The sequence below is a fragment of the Reinekea blandensis MED297 genome, from assembly GCF_000153185.1.
GTDB classification, from domain to species: Bacteria; Pseudomonadota; Gammaproteobacteria; order Pseudomonadales; family Natronospirillaceae; genus Reinekea; species Reinekea blandensis.
On record NZ_CH724153.1, the window covers coordinates 240,535 to 260,514 of the forward strand.

19 protein-coding genes are annotated in these 19,980 nt (G+C 52.6%); 12 read left to right on the forward strand and 7 right to left on the reverse strand.

All coding sequences use genetic code 11. From position 1 onward, the window contains the following. The first annotated feature begins 123 nt into the window (after positions 1-123). Genes MED297_RS15890 through MED297_RS15905 form a run of 4 tightly spaced genes read left to right on the forward strand, consistent with a single transcriptional unit; the run spans position 124 to position 4,114 of the window. Positions 124-1,311 carry a glycine C-acetyltransferase gene (locus tag MED297_RS15890; protein ID WP_008046667.1) on the forward strand — a complete coding sequence of 396 codons (1,188 nt, stop codon included), beginning with the start codon at positions 124-126 and terminating at the stop codon, positions 1,309-1,311. Beyond that, positions 1,308-2,330, forward strand: a complete 1,023-nt coding sequence (gene tdh / locus MED297_RS15895; RefSeq protein ID WP_008046669.1) for an L-threonine 3-dehydrogenase — start codon at positions 1,308-1,310, stop codon at positions 2,328-2,330. The genes MED297_RS15890 and tdh overlap by 4 nt, the downstream gene beginning before the upstream one ends. Then, positions 2,330-2,950 (forward strand): MarC family protein, encoded by a 621-nt coding sequence (locus tag MED297_RS15900; RefSeq protein WP_040557537.1) that lies wholly within the window; start codon positions 2,330-2,332, stop codon positions 2,948-2,950. Before tdh ends, MED297_RS15900 begins: the two co-directional genes overlap by 1 nt. A gap of 9 nt (positions 2,951-2,959) precedes the next feature. Continuing rightward, entirely contained in the window at positions 2,960-4,114 is a 1,155-nt protein-coding gene (locus MED297_RS15905; protein WP_008046681.1) for an AAA family ATPase, read from the forward strand. A 19-nt stretch (positions 4,115-4,133) separates the two neighbouring features. Here the strand turns inward: MED297_RS15905 and MED297_RS15910 are convergent, their stop codons facing one another. Both MED297_RS15910 and MED297_RS15915 read right to left on the reverse strand, forming a co-directional pair. Continuing rightward, positions 4,134-4,553 (reverse strand): GNAT family acetyltransferase, encoded by a 420-nt coding sequence (locus tag MED297_RS15910; RefSeq protein WP_008046683.1) that lies wholly within the window; start codon positions 4,551-4,553, stop codon positions 4,134-4,136. Then, on the reverse strand, positions 4,525-5,766 hold the full coding sequence (locus MED297_RS15915) for a sugar efflux transporter (protein ID WP_008046684.1): 1,242 nt from the start codon (positions 5,764-5,766) through the stop codon (positions 4,525-4,527). Before MED297_RS15915 ends, MED297_RS15910 begins: the two co-directional genes overlap by 29 nt. Positions 5,767-6,021: 255 nt before the next feature. Here MED297_RS15915 and MED297_RS15920 point away from each other — a divergent pair, with 255 nt between their 5' ends. Both MED297_RS15920 and MED297_RS15925 read left to right on the forward strand, forming a co-directional pair. Then, positions 6,022-6,291 (forward strand): hypothetical protein, encoded by a 270-nt coding sequence (locus MED297_RS15920; RefSeq protein ID WP_008046687.1) that lies wholly within the window; start codon positions 6,022-6,024, stop codon positions 6,289-6,291. Positions 6,292-6,441: 150 nt separating this feature from the next. After that, a complete protein-coding gene (locus MED297_RS15925) occupies positions 6,442-6,660 on the forward strand; it encodes a hypothetical protein (RefSeq protein ID WP_154650976.1) in 219 nt (72 codons plus the stop codon). A gap of 83 nt (positions 6,661-6,743) precedes the next feature. On the opposite strand, the gene fabB is transcribed toward MED297_RS15925, so the two are convergent. Continuing rightward, positions 6,744-7,961 (reverse strand): beta-ketoacyl-ACP synthase I, encoded by a 1,218-nt coding sequence (gene fabB, locus MED297_RS15930; protein WP_008046689.1) that lies wholly within the window; start codon positions 7,959-7,961, stop codon positions 6,744-6,746. A gap of 8 nt (positions 7,962-7,969) precedes the next feature. Beyond that, on the reverse strand, positions 7,970-8,488 hold the full coding sequence (fabA, locus tag MED297_RS15935) for a bifunctional 3-hydroxydecanoyl-ACP dehydratase/trans-2-decenoyl-ACP isomerase (RefSeq protein ID WP_008046691.1): 519 nt from the start codon (positions 8,486-8,488) through the stop codon (positions 7,970-7,972). A gap of 209 nt (positions 8,489-8,697) precedes the next feature. Here fabA and MED297_RS15940 point away from each other — a divergent pair, with 209 nt between their 5' ends. The 3 genes from MED297_RS15940 to MED297_RS15950 all read left to right on the forward strand — a co-directional run bounded on the left by MED297_RS15940 (position 8,698) and on the right by MED297_RS15950 (position 10,968). Further along, the gene (locus MED297_RS15940; protein WP_008046694.1) at positions 8,698-9,780 is read left to right on the forward strand and encodes a hypothetical protein; all 1,083 of its coding nucleotides are present in this window, start codon (positions 8,698-8,700) and stop codon (positions 9,778-9,780) included. A gap of 265 nt (positions 9,781-10,045) precedes the next feature. Then, on the forward strand, positions 10,046-10,498 hold the full coding sequence (locus MED297_RS15945) for a bacteriohemerythrin (protein WP_008046695.1): 453 nt from the start codon (positions 10,046-10,048) through the stop codon (positions 10,496-10,498). Positions 10,499-10,512: 14 nt separating this feature from the next. Beyond that, the gene (locus MED297_RS15950; RefSeq protein ID WP_008046697.1) at positions 10,513-10,968 is read left to right on the forward strand and encodes a bacteriohemerythrin; all 456 of its coding nucleotides are present in this window, start codon (positions 10,513-10,515) and stop codon (positions 10,966-10,968) included. A gap of 25 nt (positions 10,969-10,993) precedes the next feature. Here MED297_RS15950 and MED297_RS15955 read toward each other — a convergent pair whose 3' ends face one another. The 3 genes from MED297_RS15955 to MED297_RS15965 all read right to left on the reverse strand — a co-directional run bounded on the left by MED297_RS15955 (position 10,994) and on the right by MED297_RS15965 (position 16,363). Further along, a complete protein-coding gene (locus MED297_RS15955; protein WP_008046699.1) occupies positions 10,994-12,199 on the reverse strand; it encodes a methyl-accepting chemotaxis protein in 1,206 nt (401 codons plus the stop codon). Between the two features lie 115 nt (positions 12,200-12,314). Next, entirely contained in the window at positions 12,315-14,408 is a 2,094-nt protein-coding gene (locus tag MED297_RS15960; RefSeq protein WP_008046701.1) for a FecR family protein, read from the reverse strand. Positions 14,409-14,419: 11 nt separating this feature from the next. Next, positions 14,420-16,363 (reverse strand): iron dicitrate transport regulator FecR, encoded by a 1,944-nt coding sequence (locus MED297_RS15965; RefSeq protein WP_008046703.1) that lies wholly within the window; start codon positions 16,361-16,363, stop codon positions 14,420-14,422. 335 nt (positions 16,364-16,698) lie between these two features. On the opposite strand from MED297_RS15965, the gene MED297_RS15970 reads away from it, so the two are divergent. The 3 genes from MED297_RS15970 to MED297_RS15980 all read left to right on the forward strand — a co-directional run bounded on the left by MED297_RS15970 (position 16,699) and on the right by MED297_RS15980 (position 19,966). Next, entirely contained in the window at positions 16,699-18,429 is a 1,731-nt protein-coding gene (locus tag MED297_RS15970) for a tetratricopeptide repeat-containing response regulator (RefSeq protein ID WP_154650977.1), read from the forward strand. A gap of 44 nt (positions 18,430-18,473) precedes the next feature. Then, entirely contained in the window at positions 18,474-19,145 is a 672-nt protein-coding gene (locus tag MED297_RS15975; protein WP_008046708.1) for a sensor histidine kinase, read from the forward strand. Positions 19,146-19,288: 143 nt separating this feature from the next. Next, positions 19,289-19,966 carry a TetR/AcrR family transcriptional regulator gene (locus MED297_RS15980; RefSeq protein WP_008046709.1) on the forward strand — a complete coding sequence of 226 codons (678 nt, stop codon included), beginning with the start codon at positions 19,289-19,291 and terminating at the stop codon, positions 19,964-19,966. The last annotated feature ends 14 nt before the right edge of the window (positions 19,967-19,980 follow it).

Genomic DNA, 19,980 nt, shown 5'->3' on the forward strand with positions numbered 1-19,980 from the left:
CGTGTGTTTTGCTCTGGAAAGGCTCCATGACGCCTTTTTCAACACCTTTTTCGCCCGTCAACATTGATTTTCCGGACGTTCAACCAGACCCTTGTAGGTCTATGCATCTGATGGAAAGGTTTCATGTCTAAGTCTCTTTTGACCCGTTTACCTCAACAGCTCGATGAGCTCAAAGCTGAAGGGCTGTTTAAGTCTGAGCGTGTGATTGACGGACCTCAGGGGCCGGATATTCATACCCAGGCGGGCGATGTGATCAATCTGTGCGCCAACAACTACCTTGGTCTGGCGAATCACCCGGAGATGATCGAGGCCGCCAAAGCCGGTATGGATCAATACGGATTCGGTGCCGCATCGGTTCGCTTTATCTGCGGCACGCAACGAGTGCATAAATCACTGGAAAAGGCGCTCAGCGAGTTCCTGAACATGGACGACACCATTTTGTACAGCAGTTGTTTTGATGCCAATGGTGGTTTGTTTGAAACCCTGCTGGATGAGCAGGATGCCGTAATCTCCGATGCCCTGAACCACGCCTCAATCATCGACGGTGTGCGCCTGTGTAAAGCCAAACGCTACCGCTATGCGAACAACGACATGGCCGAGCTGGAAGCGGCTCTGCAGGATGCTCAATCAGCGCGCACCCGGTTGATTGTGACCGATGGGGTGTTTTCGATGGATGGTGTCATTGCCGACCTGAAAAGCATCTGTGACCTGGCGGATAAGTACGATGCCCTAGTCATGGTCGATGACAGTCACGCGGTTGGTTTTATGGGTGAAAACGGACGTGGCAGCCACGAGTATTGCGATGTGCTGGGTCGGGTGGACATCATCACCGGAACCCTGGGTAAAGCCCTGGGCGGTGCCAGTGGTGGTTATACGGCCGCGCGTCAGCCGATTGTCGATTGGTTGCGGCAGCGTTCGCGACCTTATCTGTTTTCCAACTCACTGGCACCAAGCATTGCGGCCGCCAGTTTGAAGGTGTTAGAGCTGATCCGTGACGGCGATGCCCTGCGTCAGCAGCTCTGGTCTCATGCACGGCATTTCCGACAGCGCATGACGGACGCTGGGTTCACTTTGGCCGGTAAAGACCATGCCATCATTCCGGTGATGATTGGCGATGCCTCCCTGGCTTCAAAAATGGCCGATGCATTGTTGACTAAAGGCGTCTATGTGATTGGCTTCAGCTATCCGGTGGTCCCAAAAGGGCAGGCGCGCATCCGCACCCAGATGAACGCGGCCATGACGCCTGAGCAACTGGATACCGTCATCGATGCCTTTATTGAAGTGGGTAAAGAATTTGGAGTCATTGCATGAAAGCGTTAGCGAAGTTAAAGGCCGAACCGGGTATCTGGATGACCGATGCGCCGGAACCGGAGGTCGGTCATAACGACCTGTTGATTAAGATCCGCAAGACCGCGATCTGCGGCACCGATGTTCATATTTATAACTGGGATCACTGGTCGCAGGAAAACGTGCCTTTGGGTCTGGTGACCGGTCACGAATACGCCGGTGAAGTCGTCGGCATGGGTCAGGAAGTGCAGGGCTTTAAAGTCGGGGATCGCGTCAGCGGTGAGGGGCACATCACCTGTGGTCACTGCCGCAACTGCCGCGCGGGTCGTCGCCATTTGTGTCGTAATACGCAAGGCGTTGGCGTGAACCGGGCCGGTGCCTTTGCCGAGTATCTGGTCATTCCGGCTTTTAATGCTTTCAAACTGCCGGATGAAGTCACCGATGATATGGCGTCGATTTTCGATCCGTTTGGTAACGCCGTCCATACGGCATTGAGTTTTAACCTGGTCGCCGAAGATGTGTTGATCACCGGTGCCGGGCCGATTGGCATCATGGCCGCATCCGTTGCAAAGCACGTTGGGGCACGAAACATTGTCATCACCGACGTCAATGATTACCGCTTAGGGCTGGCAAGCCAGATGGGCGCGACCCGGACGGTCAATGTGGCACAAGAACGGCTTGAAGACGTAATGCAGCAACTGGGGATGGCCGAAGGGTTTGACGTCGGTTTGGAAATGTCCGGCGTACCCAGCGCCTTTCGCTCCATGCTCAAAGCGATGAATCATGGCGGTAAGGTGGCACTGTTGGGCATTCCACCCGAACAGATGGGCATCGACTGGAACGACATCATTTTTAAAGGCCTGGAGCTGAAAGGCATCTATGGCCGGGAAATGTTTGAAACCTGGTACAAGATGGCGGGTCTGATTCAATCCGGTCTCGATCTGAACCCCATCATCACCCATCATTTCAGTGTGGATGACTATCAGCAGGGCTTTGATATCATGCGCTCCGGGCAATCCGGAAAAGTCATTTTGGAATGGTGATGAATACCACGTTCTTCTTCAACGCACTGACCAGCTATTTTGTGGTGATCGATCCGATTGGTTGTGCGTTGATCTTCTATTCACTGACGCTCGGCCAATCGACTCGGCAAAAAGCCAAAACCATACTCAAGTCGATGGCGATTGCACTCGGCATCATCCTGTCGTTTGCCATCGCCGGGGAACGGTTGCTGACCGCGCTGGGTATCTCTATGGATGCCTTGCGTGTTGCGGGCGGCATACTGCTGTTCAATACCGCATTCCGGATGATCACCAAAGTGCCGGAAGATCAGAGCCTGCATCACGAGTCGCCACACGATGTGCGCATTGGTCACATTACCGTGTACCCCTTGGCTATACCACTGATGGCCGGCCCGGGAACGCTGACCCTGACCGTTCTGTTGATGGCCAATGGCGAGCAAACGGTGGATCAGGTGATGGTGATTGTTGCCGCAGTCATTGTGTTATTGGTGACAGTTTTACTCTCGGTGTTGTCAGGAAAGCTTCGGAAAGTATTGGGGCAGACCGGCGATGAAATCATTCAGCGTTTGCTGGGCGTTTTACTGGCGGCGCTGGCGATTCAGTTTGTCGCCAATGGCGTGAATGGTTTGTTTTTGTCGTAAGGACTGCGCATGCTCACCGCCATTGCCATTCGTAACTATCGCTCCATCTTAGACTTGAAAGCACCCCTGTCTCAGTTGACCGTGATTACCGGGCCTAATGGCAGTGGCAAATCCAATCTGTATAAATCCTTACGTCTATTGGCTGAAACCGCACGAGGTGGCGTCGTGCATTCGCTGGCCCGAGAAGGTGGTCTGGAATCGACTTTTTGGGCCGGCCCTGAAAAACTGACCCGGAGCATGAAGGCCCGTGAAGTCGAAGTGCAGGGAGGACCCAGGCAGTCACGGGTGCAGCTTCAGCTCGGCTTTGCCAGCGATGCGTTCAGCTACAGCATTACGCTAGGCTTGCCCGTGCCATCGACGTCGGCTTTTTCTCTCGATCCGGAAATCAAACGCGAAGTGATCTGGCATGGTTCCGTGTGTCGTCCGGCATCGAGCCTGGTTGAGCGAAAGGGGCCGATGGTTCGCGCTCGCGACGGTCGCCAATGGCGGGTAATTCATGAGCATACGCCCAGCTTTACCAGCCTGTTTGACACCCTTGCCGATCCGGTATCGGCACCGGAGGTGTTTCAGCTACGTGAGTTTATTCGACAATGGCGCTTCTATGATCATTTTCGGACCGACAAAGATGCGCCCGCACGCCAACCTCAATTGGGAACCCGGACGCCGGTTTTAAGTCAGGATGGACACGATCTCGCCGCCGCCATTCAAACCATAATGGAAATCGGCGATAAAGCATTGCTCGATGGATCGATTAATGATGCGTTTCCGGGAGCGAGTATTCATGTCGGTTCCGAAGCCGACGGACGCTTCACCTTGTATTTCCAACAGGAAGGGTTGCTGCGTCCGCTGACCGCTGCCGAATTGTCTGACGGCACCCTGAGGTATCTGTTACTGATGGCCGCGTTGCTGTCTCCCCGGCCGCCCAGTTTGATGATCCTGAACGAACCTGAAACCAGCCTGCATCCCGATTTGTTGCCAGCATTGGCGAGGCTGATCGCCCGGGTGTCTGAAGAGACTCAGGTGTGGGTGGTGTCGCACGCAAGTCGGTTAATCGCTGCGTTGAACAAGGCCGACCATTGTCACTCTATTGAGCTGGAAAAAGAGTTTGGTGCGACCAAGGTTGTCGATCAGGGCATGCTCGATGAACCGCCCTGGCAATGGTGATGCCTGAGGGGAGCTGACCCTAATTGTCGGGGATCAACCGCTTACCCATACCGATGGCATGATCTTCGGAATACCCTAATTGACGATAAAACTCGATGACCTGAGTATTGGTGGAGCGAACCTGCAGATTGACTTTCGGACACCCCCGTTCCAGCAGTCGCTGTTCCAGAAAGGTAATCATTTGCCGTGCAATCCCTTCACCCTGAAGGTCAGGGCGAACGCCGAGATAGTTCATCCAGCCTCGGTGCCCTTCGTAACCGCCCATCAGCGTACCGACCACAACCCCGTCCTGTTCGGCGACCAGAAACAGTTCAGGTTGTTCCCGAAGTTTGCGGTCGATGTCTTTTTCCGGATTGTTCCAGGGGACAACCAGGCCGCAGTCGTGCCACAGCGAAATAACGGTCGGCTGATCAGGTTTCTGAAAGGGACGGATAAGCATGTCGAAAAGCCTTACTTCGTATGATGATGAGCAGAACAATGGCGAGCAACGCAGAAATCAACGAACCGGCGAACGCCTGCTGGAAACCAAACCACTGAGCCAGAATGCCTGCGGTTGAACTACCCGCCATGGATCCGATACGCATGGTATTGGTATGGAAGGCAGACGCCCATCCAACTCGCTGCGGCAATTCGTCTTGCAGAATACTGATGCCCAAGCCGACGAAGATGCCGAAAAACAATCCATTGAGCAACTGTAAAACCATTAACAAAATAATGTGTTGGGTCCACAGCAGGCAACCGTAAAAAATGATCGCGAGTAAAAATGCAAACGTCACCAGTCGCGCACGACCAAAGCGTTCGCTCCAGCGGGGCGCCATCAACATAGCCGGAATTTCCAGCGCCGCAGTGATACCCATCAGTATCCCGACCCAAGACTCAGCCATGTTAAGCGACTCGGTAATGACCAACGGCATGGCCGTAATGTAGAGCGCGTTCGCCAGGTTGCCGAACAGGATGACACCACTGTACAACCAGAAACGCATCGGCACCGGCCCGTGTACGGTTTCCTTCGTGGTCCGTTGTGTGACGGGGCGGGTGTAGTCGGGCAGCCTGAAAAACGTCAGGGCGAGTGCAATGAAGGCGATCGTAGAGGCTGTCAGATAAGTCGCGGAAAACCCGAGCCAGCCCACCACGGAAAATGACATGGCCGGGCCGATGATCCACATCAGCGACACACCCGAGCGCATTTGCGCATTTATCTTGGTGCTTTGCAGTCCGCTTTGATCTGCGTGTTGGCGGATCATGCTGAGCAGGATCGGAATGCTGGTGTTGCCCAGCGCAAAGATCGGAGCACCGATCAGAACGGCTTGCCAGAAATGAGTAAAAATGGAAAACAACAGACCGGTGGTGACCAGCGCGACCAGCGAAATGATAAGCAGGGTTTTGGCGTTGGTGCCGGCGTCGACAAACTTTCCCGCCTGCTGATTGGTGACCAGACTGAGCAGGGCGGTAGTAACGGTAAAAAAACCAATCATAGCCGGTGGTGCATTAAGGTTTTGGATCAGGAACAGACTCATGATCGGCAACACAAACGAGTAGGCCATGGCCGTAATGACGTTCACGATAAAGAGAATCAGGCTGTCGCCTTGGAAAATAGCTGGGCGGTTTATGGCGACCTCCGAAGTTTGAAAATCAAAAAAGAAGTATAACACGGGTGATTAGTCCGAGCTTTCATATTCCCACTAACCAGCAGACGTTTTTGGAAGACCGTGAGTCTTTTTTTACTTAACTTTTGGCACTGGTTCTGAAGCCCATTGGAGCTGTTGGCCATGAACTTTGGATGGTGAGTCGGGTGGTATCAGATCAATGTTGTTCGTTTTTAGTTATATGGACGATTTTGGTCTTCTGATAAAGTACTTCCAAGAGTTTGAACTCCGTTTAAATTTAGATCCTATCAAGGAGAAATAATGAAGAAATATTGGTTTGTACTGCTGTTGATGTCCGGTGTTGTTCATGGCGATATCAGTATCTCAACGGATCATCAGAACCATAGTGTCGCTATTCGATATCAAGATCAGGTAGTCAATAAGTTCAGTTTTGAATCTGATAAGGCACCTCTGATACGGTCGGCTTTATTTCTAAGTCAGGGTGATCATCAAGGAGCTTTTCTTCAACTGGATAAGTTGGGTGGGAACTGTGGTTATCAGGGGTATTTAGCCATGGTAAGGAATGGGTAGTTGGAGGTTTTGTCTGCCGATTGTAGCTATTGGGAGTACATAGGAAATCGACAGTTGCTATCGATCAGCCGTGTCGACTACATAGGGTTATGTGGCTTGCCTACGTCACGCTCCATGTGGCCCAGATATCCCATTATTCAAGAGATTGACTTGCAGGCAGAAAAGCCGATTGTACGAGCGCGTCCAGAGAGTATTCTCAACAATGATGCAGCTGTTGCTCAGATTGAAACGTTTCGGGCGTTTGTGAGTGAGCATTCGGATCTAACTAAACTTATTGACGCTCAAGAAGCCGATTTTTGTGCTCGTCTTCCTACGATGACACTGCAAGAACTCCTGGCTGAACTGCCGCAGTTCTCAAAAACGAAATGATCGCATTGGATGGGATTTATCTGATTTGAAGGACTTTGACCGGGCTGCGAACTGCTAACAGTTAACAGCCCGGTCGAGGATAATTAATCCTGATAACGAGCAAACACCAACGTCGAGTTGGTCCCGCCAAAACCGAAGCTATTGGACATGACGTTGTTCAGTTGAACGTCGTCTACGCGCTCGGTGACTACATTGGCTTCACCCGCTTCCGGGTCCAGGTTGTCGACATTCTTGCTGGCCGCGATGAAGTTTTCCTGCATCATGATCAGTGAATAGATGGCTTCCTGTGCGCCGGTCGCGCCCAGGCTGTGGCCGGTCAACGATTTGGTCGAGGCAATCGGTGGCATTTTTTCACCGAACACTTCTTTCACCGCTTTCAGCTCGGTGACATCGCCGGCTGGCGTACTGGTGCCGTGGGCGTTGATGTAGTCGATGTCGCCGTTCACGTTTTCCATCGCCATCTGCATACAACGGACCGCACCTTCACCGCTTGGGGCCACCATGTTGTAACCGTCGCTGGTGGCGCCATAGCCAACCAGTTCGCCGTAGATTTTGGCTCCGCGCGCTTTAGCGTGTTCCAGTTCTTCTAGAACCAGCATGGCACCGCCGCCGGCAATGACGAAGCCATCACGGTCGGCGTCATAGGCGCGGCTGGCCTTCTCGGGTGTGTCGTTGTATTTGGTCGACAGGGCGCCCATCGCATCGAACAGGCTGCTCATGGTCCAGTGCTCGGCTTCACCACCGCCGGCAAACATAACATCCTGTTTACCCAGTTGAATCAGTTCCATGGCGTTACCAATGCAGTGTGCACTGGTGGCACAGGCGGAACTGATGGAATAGTTCACACCTTTAATCTTAAACGGCGTCGCCAGGCAGGCCGATACAGTTGAACCCATGGTTTGGGTGACGCGATACGGTCCAACACGCTTCAAACCTTTTTCCAGCAGAATGTTGGCGGCTTCGGTCTGGCTGCCAGAGTCGGCGCCTCCGGAACCAGCCACGATGCCGGTGCGGATGTTGGAGACCTGATCTTCTGTCAGACCAGCGTCTGCGATGGCCTGCTGCATGGAAACATAGGCATAGCCGGCGGCATCGCCCATAAAGCGGATGGCTTTACGGTCAATGTGCTCAGACAGGTCGATGTCTGGCGTACCGCTGATGTGGCTGCGCATGCCCAGTTCGGCGTATTTTGCATTGTGAGAAATGCCGGACTTCCCGTTTTTCAGTGAGTCTGTGACCGCTTTTACATCGTTCCCGATGCACGACACAATCCCCATTCCGGTGACGACTACTCGTTTCATGTGCTTCCTCACTTCATTTGTTCAGGTTTGAACAGACCGACTTTCAGGTCTTTGGCGAAATAGATGTCTTTGCCATCACACTCCACAATGCCATCGGCAATGCCCATGACCAGTCGGCTTTCAATGACGCGTTTGATTTCCAGCTTGTAGATGACCTTTTTGGCCTCCGGCATGATCTGGCCTTTAAACGTCAGTTCGCCAACCCCTAAAGCCCGGCCTTTGCCCGGGTTACCGCGCCAGCCCAGATAAAAGCCAACCAGCTGCCACATGGCATCGAGGCCCAGACAGCCCGGCATGACCGGATCGCCCGGGAAATGGCATTGGAAGAACCAGAGATCGGGATTGATGTCCAGTTCGGCCCGAATCATGCCTTTGCCGTATTCACCGCCTTCTGAGGTAATCAGCGTGACGCGGTCCATCATCAGCATGTTATCGACGGGCAACTGGGCGTTACCGGGGCCAAACATCCGACCATGACCACATTCGATCAGATCGTTTTTGTCGAAAGAAGAAGGGCGTTCAGACATGTTCGATTCCAAGATTCGTGATTTTGGCTGGCACCATAGCAAAAAAACGGGGTTCGATTCATGCTCGGCAGGAAAAAGATCATTTACTATCCGCTGTTCACGGCCGTTCGCGGCGTGTAAAGAGGCTTCAGGTCGCCTGAAGAGACTGACTATACTCCGCCCAGAGGGCCGCGCTGCCTGATCCATACTCTTTAATCCATAGAGGTCCCATGTTCCGAACCCTTGCCGTGCTTTGTACCTGTCTGTTGTCGGCCGCTTTGTCAGCGGATAATGATGACTGGACAGCGATCATCCGGCAGCAGCCCTATCTCGACAGCATAGGTATGGTCGACAATCTGACCACGATTCGGCAATGGGTACTGATGGGGCAGTCTTATTGTGAGCAGCCTGATCGTCACATCCTGTTTGATGATCGGGGGCGCTTTGTGGGCTGGATGTCGGATGCGGAAACCGATGCCGAGACTCAGGAAAAACTGAATGAGCGCCGTCAGACGCTGGTTGAGCAAGGCCGGGTCGATACCTGGTTGCCCGGGTCGGAATCGAGCCGTGGCTATCCCTTTGCGTTGGCGTGTGACCAACCACATGTGGATGTCCCGTTAGCCATGGCCCGGCTGTTCGGCACCTCGCCCGAGGACCGCTTATGGGGCACCTGGGATGGCTTGACCGCTGGCAGTGTAGAGCAGCCGGTGTCGTTGGCAGAACTGGTGACCCAGGTTTGGAAACACCGACAAGCCGGTTTTGACGATCCGCTTGAAAGCATTCACCTGGAGCAGTTCATGGCGCAACTTGTGGTGGAGAGCGGTGCGGTGAAGCAGGCGCAATCGGCTGATAACGCGATTGGAATCCTTCAGCTGCGCCGCCAGGCACTGGACGACTGCGGCCTGGACGCCCGTTTTTACCGGCACCGTATGGCTCAGGTTGACTGCGCTGCCCGATTGTATGTGCTCATCCGCCGTAATTTGCAACCCGTCTTTGAACAGCGCTTTGGGCATTTACCGGCCGATAAACAGCAGGCGCTGTTTGCCCGATTGCTTATGCAAACCTATCACAGCGGTGTCGGACACATGACGGAGCTGTTAACCGGCCGTGAGCTGGGCAAAGCGGCCGCTTATTTTGCCGAGCATCATGAACGCTTCAGCGCAGACGAAATTGCCACGGGTCTGCTTTATCACAACCTCGGCCGTCCGCCCTGGGGTTGGGAGTCACTGGTGTATCTGATCGATATTGACATCGTTACGACAGAAATTTGCCGTAATGACTCGTCCCTTGGTTGTTCTGTGGTAAATGACTGAAGGCATCATTTTCAACCGTATGATGACAATGAACTGAGGGGGCTTTCGTTCAGGTATCTTGTGTGCTTCTCCGGCGTCAAGGCACGGACTCCTGATGGCTAACGTGGATGAGCGAGCAGGTCAAAAAATCGACATCTCATGAGGTAAGCCCGAAAATCACTTTCTAGATCACAGGTTTCTGAAAGTTTATTGATCTGAATTCAGGATTGTCACAATAGAGGCATTAATCTGGTGCGGTAAGTTCATACCGACTGGAGGTAACCTTATGACCATTAAGTGGACGAGCGCGCTGGAAATCGGCATTCCGGTTATCGACGCTCAACATCACCGTATTGTTGAATATATTAATCAGGTCGAACATGTACAGAAGACTCACAGCCGGGAAGAGCTGTTGGACGTACTGGACGAGTTGGTTGACTACACCATATCGCACTTTGCCTTTGAAGAAAGCCTGATGGAGGAGGCGGGTTATCCTTTTGCCAATGCACACAGTAAAGTTCACCGCCTCTTTGCTAAACGGGTTGAAGCCTTCCAGAAGCGGGCTCGCGCCGGTGAAGACATCACCGAGGAGTTGCTGCATGTGCTTAAAGCCTGGCTGGTTAACCATATTCAGCGAGACGATCAGGATTACTCGGCTGATGTGAAAGCCAATATGGCTCAGGCAACGAAGCGTGCTAAGGCACGTAAAGGGTCCTGGTTTGGTCGTCTGTTCGGATAAGGGAGCGATAACCCATGAAAATGCAATGGACAGATGAATACGAGATTGGTATTGGCGTGATCGACGGTCAGCATCAGCGGATTGTGGAGTACATTAACCGTATTGATGATTTTGAACAGTCAGGCGATCAGGAAGCGATGAATGATGTGCTTGCCAGCTTGGTCGATTATACGCTGTCGCATTTTGCGTTCGAAGAAGCGCTGATGGAAGATGTGGGTTATCAGGAGCTGGCCGAACATAAGCTGACTCACGACTCTTTCCGACGTCAGATCGAACGGTTAAAAGCCCGTCATGATCAGGGTGAAAAAGTGGCCGTAGAGCTTTCTGAAATGCTCCTGACGTGGTTACTGAAGCATATTATGACCGACGATCAGAGCTATGCCCCTCAGGTTCGCAAACAGTTGCTGACCACGCCCATGCAGGAACAGAAAAACTGGGTTCGCCGGGCAACGGAACGATTTTTCAGTTAAGCGATTTTGCCGAAGCCGGGAGCGATCAGAAACCGGCTTTGCGCCAAGCCAGCATTCCACCATCGAGGTTGTATACCTGAGCAATGTTTTGCAATTGAGCCTGTTGGGCCGCTTTGGTGGATCGACCACCGGAACGACAAATAAACAGATAGCGCTTATCTTTCGGTAGCTGCTTGATTCGCTCAGGAAACTCGGTTTGCAGTGTTACCAGTTCCGTACCCTCTATGTGCCTGAGATCGTCGTTGTATTCTTCGGGTCGACGGACATCAATTAAATAGTCGAACTCATGTAATCGTCGGTGAGCTTCATTGGGTGACAGGTCCGTGACAGTCAATCCAGTAACTTCGCTGGTTTTCACGGCAAACTCCCGCACCAGGTTCTCCATGCTGGTCCGCGTTGACTCGGTTTCACGGCTGACGATGCCCAGTGTCTCTTCGAAGTCCATGTTCAAAGTCGACGATGCCTGGTCGCATTGAGTGACCGAATCACTGACTTCCTGATAAACCTTCACCAAGGCATTGGTCTGTTCTAATAAAGTATTGGAGCGTTCCTGCAGTGCCCCCGTCGTCTGTTCTATATCGGAATGACTGGTGTTCAATACAGCCTGAATGTCGTTGCTCATTGTTTGACTGGATTTCGCCAGTGATTTCATGTTGTCGGCCACCACGGCAAAACCACGGCCAGCCTCTCCCGCACGCGCCGCTTCGATGGCGGCATTCAGTGCGAGCATTTCGGCTTCCTGACCGATGGTTCTAATCGCGTCCGTTTTTTCGTGAATGCTGAGAAAGCTTTCCTGGATTTTACCAAACTGAGCTGATGTATTGCGGAAGTCGGTGAGGGTGTCATTGAGTTGTTGCATCAGTGCTGACCCGCCTTGGGTTTGCTCAGCCAGCGCACTCATCTGAGACATCATCGATGACATCTGCGTTTGGCTGTGTTCGACCCGTTTAGCAATATCGGCCATGTTGGCTGCGCTGTTCTGAGCCTGTTTGGACGTTTCCTCAAACAGATCGCCCATCACCCGGGTTAAACTGTTCTGGGTATTTTGCGCGGATTTCAGGATCAGACCAAACATGGCCTGAAGGGATTGATCTTTGTCTTTTAACTGGTCTGTCAGTTGCAACTGATGATGTGTGTTCTGTGCTTGTTGTCGGTTATGTCGTCTCTGGGCAGGGAAGTAGCCGAGCACTAAGCCCACTAGCAGAGCAACGACAGCAGTGATGATGATCATAGAGTCCACCGGTCAGAGAAGTCAGAATCCGGGACAAACACGGCACATGACCGACCCGTACCAACCGGTTATCGGCTGGTACGGTGTTGGGTTTAGTATTTTCGTCCGATTCGGCTTACTTCAGGACAAAGACGCCTTGGGCATAATGGCTGTCGTCTGTGGTTTGCAGATTAAACCCGCCCGCAAAACCCACATCGGTCGCGGTGTTGGTAAATAATCCATCCACATGACCGACGGCGCCATACGACTGGTTACCACCGTCGAGACTCAGATTGCCGTAGCCGTAATCACTCTGAAACTGGGCACCCTGAATGGTGCCGTAATAGTTCACCGACCAGGACCAATCGGGGGTGGCGCCGATATCCATCAGAGTCAGGCTGCCGACGGCTTCAGCATCGTCGAAGCTGACATCCAGTGTCGCCGTCAGGGTTGCTGAGCCATTGCCGTCGCTCATCAAACCGTTGCTGGTGGATGACGTTGCATGCCAGTTGACCACAGAGGTCATCGATCGGGTACCGGTCAGACGTGCTTTACTGGCCGGTGGCGCGGTGACATAGAAGAACGGGGCATCAATCGATTCCGCCATGGCAAGATCAGCCGGGTCTTTTAACAGCACAGCAGGTGCCGTTGCACTGGTGTTCCAATAGCCCCATTCAATGGCATTCGTGCCATCTTCACGGATATCAACCGAGTTCAGCACGGTTCGGGTGGCGTTGCTGTTGCCGCGGAACACATTGTCTGGCGTTTTGTAGGTGTCGCCGATGATCGACAGGGTTTCGCTTTCCCAGTTGACGAAAACCGGTCCCTGTTTGCTCTTGACCATGTAGCCAAAGTGGGTGGCCTTGTTGTACTCGTTTACGCTGACGTTACTGGCCGCGTAGGTACCCATGCAGGTTGAGGCATCGCTCAAATCACATAAGCCAAGTTCTTGTTGGGCCAGTGTGGCATCTGCACCGGTAAAATCGGAAAAGACGATTTCGACATTGGGATCATTCAGATATGAAGTAAACACCAGCTTGCCATTAACAGTGTCCACGTTAAGCAAAGGCGGGGCGGTCAGCGTGCTGCCACTGTTGGTTTGTGCCGCAACTTGCGTCTCAATTTCGCTGATCAGATTATTACTGCTGGCCGGAATGCTGATGTTGTATTGAATCGTCTGATCACCACTGCGCACGCTGATGGTGAAATCAACGGCTGCAGCTGTGCTATAAACCGTCTGACCATAATCGTATGGCATTTCGTAAACGGAGGCGCGATAACCCTGAGGGTCGTCACTGACGACGACAAAACCGGCTTTCGCTTCTGAGTTCAACAAAGACAGTATCTGATCCTGAGTTAACCGAACGTCGGCATACAGGGACAAATCGGTTTGCTGAGCAATTTCATCAACGGCATCTGACGATTCTGTGCTGCTTTCATTGGTCAGCAGGGTCGGAGCGCTGTCGTCGATGACGAGCGTGGGTTGGGTATCGTCGCTGTCGGCATCCGGTTCGTCAAAAAGATTGCTGATCAACAGGTCATCGTCGTCAGAACTCAGGTTCGCGGTGGTTTCTTCCTCGCGCTCCTCATTCGGTTCTGCCGGGGTGTTTACGCTGGTGGCCAACGGGATTTTCAGCTCACTGGGTGGCTCGACTAGGCCCTGGATGACCTGATTGTTGCCGTTGACTTTCGCGAAGCTGAACGCACTGTCTAAACCGAGATCGAATGCCCCGGCCTGGTTTGTCAACCGAACGCCGCCTTCGTAGACGCCGACCAACAGCTCCCGATCCGTTAACAGGGCTTCGTAGTTTGTCCCACGGATACCAATGCTCGCGTTGGGGGTGCGGATTTGATACGCATCTGAATCGGATTTGCCAAAGGTGCCGGTAATGGTTCGGAAGCCACCGGAAAGCAGCTCCATCAATACTTTTTCGTCGCGCTCGGCTGTGGAACCATGATATTCGTTGATTTTAAGGCGGGAGTTGGCTCTCAGTGCCAGCACTGCATTGTCTTGAAAACGAATGTGCAGCTCACTGTTGTCGCCTGTCACCAGCGTATCGCCGGGAAGAATGTCAGAGCGTCTTTGCAGCTCGCGCACACCGTTGGCTTCATCCAGAGCAAAGGTTTCCCCTTTTGCAATGATGACTTTGCCCACTTCAGCAAACAGGGGCGACGACAGACCGAATATGAATAGAGCAATGGAACACAGTGTTGTCAGTCGGGTAAGCATAGTAGTCCCCTCTAAAACCGAAGACGTACAGCCTGACTGATCACCAGTCGGTTGCGACTGTACGCGTTAATGTTGCTGTCGACGATCTCCCATCCCAGGTTTGACAGTACCAGGAGCCAGTCAGCCGCCGGCCAGGACAGCTGCGCGTCCAGAGAAAGCACCTGATCCTGTCTTCGCTTACGCGTGGTCGACTCGTCATCGACCGTGAACAGGAGGTCATCTCCGCGGTAGTACCGCCACTGATGCTCCGCGCTGAAGGCTCCCTGTAGTTTCCAGACAACCGTCCCGCTTAATCGATATTCGTTCGACAGAGCAGACCATTCGACATGCTCATCATCCTGTCCGGCTTGCCGATGTCGCAAATAGGTGGAGGATAAAGTGTGAACTCGTCCGCGTTCTTGAACGTCAAAAACCAGGCCTGCCAAATCTTTGACAGTCGTGTCTGATGAATCGTGTAGCCCGACTGAGATCTCAGTGCCGATTTTGACGCCCGCCCATAGCGGGCCCCAGATGTTGAACTGTTCGGACACCGACAGGTTGACCCCAGTACTCCAGGACTGGCCATTCAGCCAGCTCCATTGTGCATTGACTGGTAGTCGGGTACGCCAGCGGTCCGACTGCTGCAGTATCTGACCAGTCACGGCCAGGGCACTGCTGTCCGGTAGGGCGTCGTTGATAAAGTTCTTGTTACTGAACTCAACGCTGAACTGGCGCCCGGAGCGCTGGCTGGTCGGCTCATAGGCACCGGTTGCAAAGGTCCACTGAAGATAGGGCGAGGAGATGGCTCGGGAAGCCTCGGTCAGTTCGGTCAGGTTCAGAAGATTGCTGTCCAAGGGGCCGTTAAGCTGACTGCCGGTATTGGCGTTGCTGTCCCAGCCCATCAGTAATGTGCCACCAACATGAGTTTGTATTTGCTGTCGTCTTTCAGCCTGGTCAATCCGGTTGAGGATCAGCTGAACTCGCTGACGGACGCCCTGTGGCGGGTCCACTGCCAATACCTGCTGAAGTGCCTCTCTGGCCCGGTAAAAGTTGCCAGTCAGGTAGTAAGCCCGGCCCAGTTCAAGTCTTGCCCGATGCTGGTTGGGTTCAAAAATCAGGACTCGTTCGAAGGAAAAGATGGCCTCATCGTAAGCGCCTTCTTGCATCTGGATAAGGCCGGTATAGAGGTCATACCTTGGCAACCCCTCGAAGCGCTCCTGCAGTTCGTCTGCGACCACTCGGGCGGCTTGCCATTGTTGTTCATTCACCAGGGCGATTAATGTGGTCATCGGGTCCGGAAGCGCGGCATCTGTGTTAGCCGGGGTTGCTGCGGCGAGTGGCAAGACGGCTGGAACTTCTGGTTCGGGGGCGAGTAAACCGGCGGCGAACGGTGGCATGGGCGCAATAGTATCGACGGTAATAGGTTGCGCCGGGGTGTCGAGAGAGATGGTGGCCAAGGGGGCTTCGGTAGAAAGCGTGAGAATCTGGCCCTGGAATTCGAGGCTTCGAACGAGGACACGCCCCTGCAGTTGCCTGACCCTTGTTTCAAGCTCTGACACCACGCGGACTTCGAACTCCGTACCGCGAACGCCAATGCTGGCGTGGGGGGTTCTGAGTTCGAAAGCCGACGGTTCGTTAGCCAGGGTGCCCGTTAACAGCCTCAGTCGACCATTGAGCAGCTCGAGAAAGAAGCGTGACTCGTCGGGACTGGCGGGTTGGTAGCTCGTAATAACCAACTCAGATTGGGCATCGAGTTTGACTAAGGTATTGTCGTTAAACCGCAGCGTGACGGTCGATTCGTCACCAGTGCTCAGTTGATCCCCCTCAACGAGGGTGTCCTGGCGCAGAAGCGGAGCCTGTTGCCCATCTTCAGCCGTGAGAGTGACGGCGCCTTCGGTTCGAATTACGGTCGCAACCGGTTCTGCCACTGCAATACTGGACAACATCATCAGTAGAAACAACACAGTGCAGCGCATGTAGGCTGAGCTCCTGAAATTTATTGGTCAATTTGGAAAGGTTGTTGGCAGTCGCGTTTTCCGTTTTTTCAGCAGAGATGATCGAAAAGCCAAACCTTCCAAGTATAGTCTTGCCTGAATAGTTCGTCTGAACGCTGTTTCGCTTCAGAATAACCGTCTGTTCCAAAAAGTTGAAGGGATACCGTGGAAATCATGTTCATCCGGTGTCACCAAAACTCCGAGTTCTCTGCCGTTTTATCGGGCTCAGAGGAAGAAACTTTATAGTTCCTGAGCTAGAGTTCACCAAGGTCATGAGTTAAGCGTTGGTGGTCACCATCTGGCGAGACTCGGCCAGCATGACTCTCAACTCATTGATGACCAACACTGCGCGAGCTTTTTGCGGTAAGCGTGTTGGTGACGATGTCAGTCAGGATGGCCATCGGTCTCAAACAGTCTGGAAAATTATGGATTTATCGTATCTGAAAAAGAAAAAAATTCTGGTCGTTGATGATTTTGCAAACGTGCGCAGATCGGTGCGTGGGCAATTGATGGATCTGGGTATTGAACAGGTCTGGGAGGCGGCCAGCCCGGATAAAGCCATGAATGCCGTCAAAGAAACCCGGTTTGATTTAATCCTCTGCGATTACAATCTGGGAAAAGGCCGTGATGGTGCTCGGTTACTGGAGGAGTGGCGGCTGAAGAACATGATTCGGCCGGACACCATTTTTGTGCTGATCACCGCCGAAACGGCTCGCGATGTGGTCATCAGTGCGTTGGAGTTCCAGCCTGATGATTACCTGGCGAAACCTTTCACCATGGAGGTTCTGGAAAACCGATTGCATCGTTGGTTTGAACGACGAAACACCTTGTTGCCGTTGTTGGTTTCTCTGGAAAAAGAAGACTGGTCCGCAGCGGCTCAAATGGCCAAAGAAGTGATAGAAAACCATCCGCGGCATCGCTCCATTGCGCAGAAAGCTTACGCTGAAGCCTTAATTCAACAGCAGGATTACACGGCCGCGGAGAATTTTCTGGCCGGCGTTCTGGATAAACGTTATCAAAGCTGGGCCCAGACCCAGATGTATCGGGTGGATTTACTGCAGAAAAAATATCAAGCGGCTGAAACCGGCTTGATCGAAGTACTGACACGAGACCCCAACATGATGGATGCCTATGAGTATCTTGTGGAGTCGTTAATAGAACAGGATAAACTTGAAGAGGCACAGTCCTGGCTGGAACGTGCCGTGAGTCGTTCGCCTAAAAACATTCAGCGTCAACAAAAACTGGTGCATCTGGCGCAGAATAATCAGGACTATCGGCGTGCCAGTACGGCTGCTCGGGATGTGATGAACATGTCTGCCGGAACGATGCATGAAAATATTGGTCATTACTTTGCGTATATCCGGAATCTTCGTACAGAAGCGGATGCCGCAGACGCAGACGAAAGGCGACGTGAAATCACCCGGGAAATCACGTCAGTTACCCGTAAGATTCATGATCGATTTCCGCACGATATCAATGCCCATCTGTTTGGCACGGCGCTGGCGATCCAGAACGACAAGCAGTCCGGTTCGGCAAAACATGAAACCGTTTTGAACAAGTTGTTCACGGATGTATTTGATCACTTTGAACAAATTGAACCGGAAACGGCGTTGATCATCGTCGAAACCTACTATCAAATGGAACGTCTGAACGATGCTGACTCGTTGGTCACTCAGTTCCGCAAGCGCTTTGCCGATCAGCCCGATGTGATTCGTCGTCTTGATGAGCTACAGGCTGAACCGGTATCGATGGCATCGAAAACGGAAGCGAAGCAGCTGAACCTGAAAGGCATCGAACTCTATAAAAACAAAGACTTTGCCGGATCCATACGGTTTTTTCAGGATGCAATGTCACTGTCACCACGCCATCCTGGCATCATTCTGAATCTGGTGCAGTCGCATTTGTTGCGGATGAAATCTGAAGGCGTTAATCCAGACGAAGTTGGGGACTGTCTCGCTATTATTCGACGGCTGGAATACCTTCCAAAAGACCACTATCAATATGAGCGATTTACCAAACTGAAATCGAATCTTGAATCCATCAGCTGATCGAATGAGGTCAGTTCACCGGAGTTCCGCAATTGGAGAACGTTATGGAAATGCAGACAATCATGGCATCGACCGTCCATGATGTTAAAAACTCACTTGGGTTGATAAATGATCAACTGAATGAGCTGGTCGGGAAATTGTCAGGTACCGATGACAAAAGCGCTCAGGAAATCCGCAGGATTCAACTGGAGTGCGGTCGGATCAATAATGGCATGGTCCATATGTTGGGTTTATACAAGCTGCATAAAGGCACCTTTAATCCTTCAATGGATGAGGTGTTTGTGCCGGATGTTATCCAGGACGTTGTGTTGCGGTACAGTGAGTTGCTGCAGTCCATGGGCATTGAACTTGAGGTGCACTATGAAGATGAGGACCTGGTTTGGCTGATGGACGCGAATCTGATTGAAGGGGTATTGGGGAACATCCTGACCAACAGTATTCGCTATACGCAGTCCCGGCTGACAATTATGGTTCGGGAGCGAGATGGCTGGCTGAACATTCGCATTGAGGATGATGGCGAGGGTTTTCCGGATGCTATGATCACTTTGTTGGATCAACCCGATTCTGTCTGCTTTCAATCGGGTGCGACCGGGCTTGGTTTGTACTTTTGCCAGCAGATTGCCAAGATGCATCAGGATGGTGACCGGAAAGGTTATCTGCAGTTGAGTAACTCCAGCGAACACTCCGGCGCGATCGTCGATTTGATGCTGCCATAGTTACTCTCGGGTCTCGACGATCAGGTATGCGACTGATCAACTTTTATACGGTTTTGCACAAAATCGATTGAACAGTCCCTGACAATGGCGGGTAATGTGGTACATTAGCGCGATGTGACTGTCGTAACCTGAGAGAAACTATTTTGGATACTGCACAACAACGTCTGAATGATGCCTTTCGTACCCGCAAGAAGGCTGGCCGGATTCGGCAACAGAACGAAGCCAACATAATTCGCGCCGCCGAAGTTGAGTTTGCTCAAAACGGTTATAAAGGCACTTCGCTGAATGCCGTTGCAGACCGTGCGGGGCTGCCGAAGTCCAACATACTTTACTACTTCAAAAGTAAGTTCGGTCTGTATGGGGCGGTTCTGGCGGATATTCTTGAAATGTGGAATCAGGCTTTTAATGACGCCATTGTGGATTCTGATCCTGCCGAAGTGATCTACAGCTATATCGAGTCCAAGATCCAATACTCGTTCACGCATCCGCTGGCTTCACGGGTGTTCGCGATGGAGATTATCCAAGGCGCTCCACATCTTGAGAAATATTTAGCTCAGGATCTGTACAATTGGATTGAAGAGCGATCACAGGTGATGCAGGCGTGGATCGATTCTGGCCGTATGAAACCAGTCGCGCCCGCGCACCTGGTTTTCCTGATCTGGTCGAGCACTCAGCACTACGCCGACTTCGGGACACAGGTCGCCTGGTGTCTGGGGCGCGAAGAGCTGACAGAAGAAGACTTCCAGGTTGCAACGCGTACGCTGTCCAGCGTTATTTTAGGTGGCTTAGGGCTGGAGCTGCCTGAGCGCGCGCGCGGCTAACCGTTTTGTAATGC

What these genes read in the sequence shown, in the direction of transcription:
- MED297_RS15905 (WP_008046681.1), top strand. Translation starts at nt 2,960, where the DNA reads ATGCTCACCGCCATTGCCATTCGTAACTATCGCTCCATCTTAGACTTG.
- MED297_RS15900 (WP_040557537.1), top strand. Translation starts at nt 2,330, where the DNA reads ATGAATACCACGTTCTTCTTCAACGCACTGACCAGCTATTTTGTGGTG.
- MED297_RS15910 (WP_008046683.1), bottom strand. Translation starts at nt 4,553, where the DNA reads ATGCTTATCCGTCCCTTTCAGAAACCTGATCAGCCGACCGTTATTTCG.
- fabA (WP_008046691.1), bottom strand. Translation starts at nt 8,488, where the DNA reads ATGTCTGAACGCCCTTCTTCTTTCGACAAAAACGATCTGATCGAATGT.
- fabB (WP_008046689.1), bottom strand. Translation starts at nt 7,961, where the DNA reads ATGAAACGAGTAGTCGTCACCGGAATGGGGATTGTGTCGTGCATCGGG.
- MED297_RS15975 (WP_008046708.1), top strand. Translation starts at nt 18,474, where the DNA reads ATGGAAATGCAGACAATCATGGCATCGACCGTCCATGATGTTAAAAAC.
- MED297_RS15965 (WP_008046703.1), bottom strand. Translation starts at nt 16,363, where the DNA reads ATGCGCTGCACTGTGTTGTTTCTACTGATGATGTTGTCCAGTATTGCA.
- MED297_RS15960 (WP_008046701.1), bottom strand. Translation starts at nt 14,408, where the DNA reads ATGCTTACCCGACTGACAACACTGTGTTCCATTGCTCTATTCATATTC.
- MED297_RS15970 (WP_154650977.1), top strand. Translation starts at nt 16,699, where the DNA reads ATGACTCTCAACTCATTGATGACCAACACTGCGCGAGCTTTTTGCGGT.
- MED297_RS15955 (WP_008046699.1), bottom strand. Translation starts at nt 12,199, where the DNA reads ATGATCATCATCACTGCTGTCGTTGCTCTGCTAGTGGGCTTAGTGCTC.
- MED297_RS15890 (WP_008046667.1), top strand. Translation starts at nt 124, where the DNA reads ATGTCTAAGTCTCTTTTGACCCGTTTACCTCAACAGCTCGATGAGCTC.
- tdh (WP_008046669.1), top strand. Translation starts at nt 1,308, where the DNA reads ATGAAAGCGTTAGCGAAGTTAAAGGCCGAACCGGGTATCTGGATGACC.
- MED297_RS15945 (WP_008046695.1), top strand. Translation starts at nt 10,046, where the DNA reads ATGACCATTAAGTGGACGAGCGCGCTGGAAATCGGCATTCCGGTTATC.
- MED297_RS15950 (WP_008046697.1), top strand. Translation starts at nt 10,513, where the DNA reads ATGAAAATGCAATGGACAGATGAATACGAGATTGGTATTGGCGTGATC.
- MED297_RS15940 (WP_008046694.1), top strand. Translation starts at nt 8,698, where the DNA reads ATGTTCCGAACCCTTGCCGTGCTTTGTACCTGTCTGTTGTCGGCCGCT.
- MED297_RS15920 (WP_008046687.1), top strand. Translation starts at nt 6,022, where the DNA reads ATGAAGAAATATTGGTTTGTACTGCTGTTGATGTCCGGTGTTGTTCAT.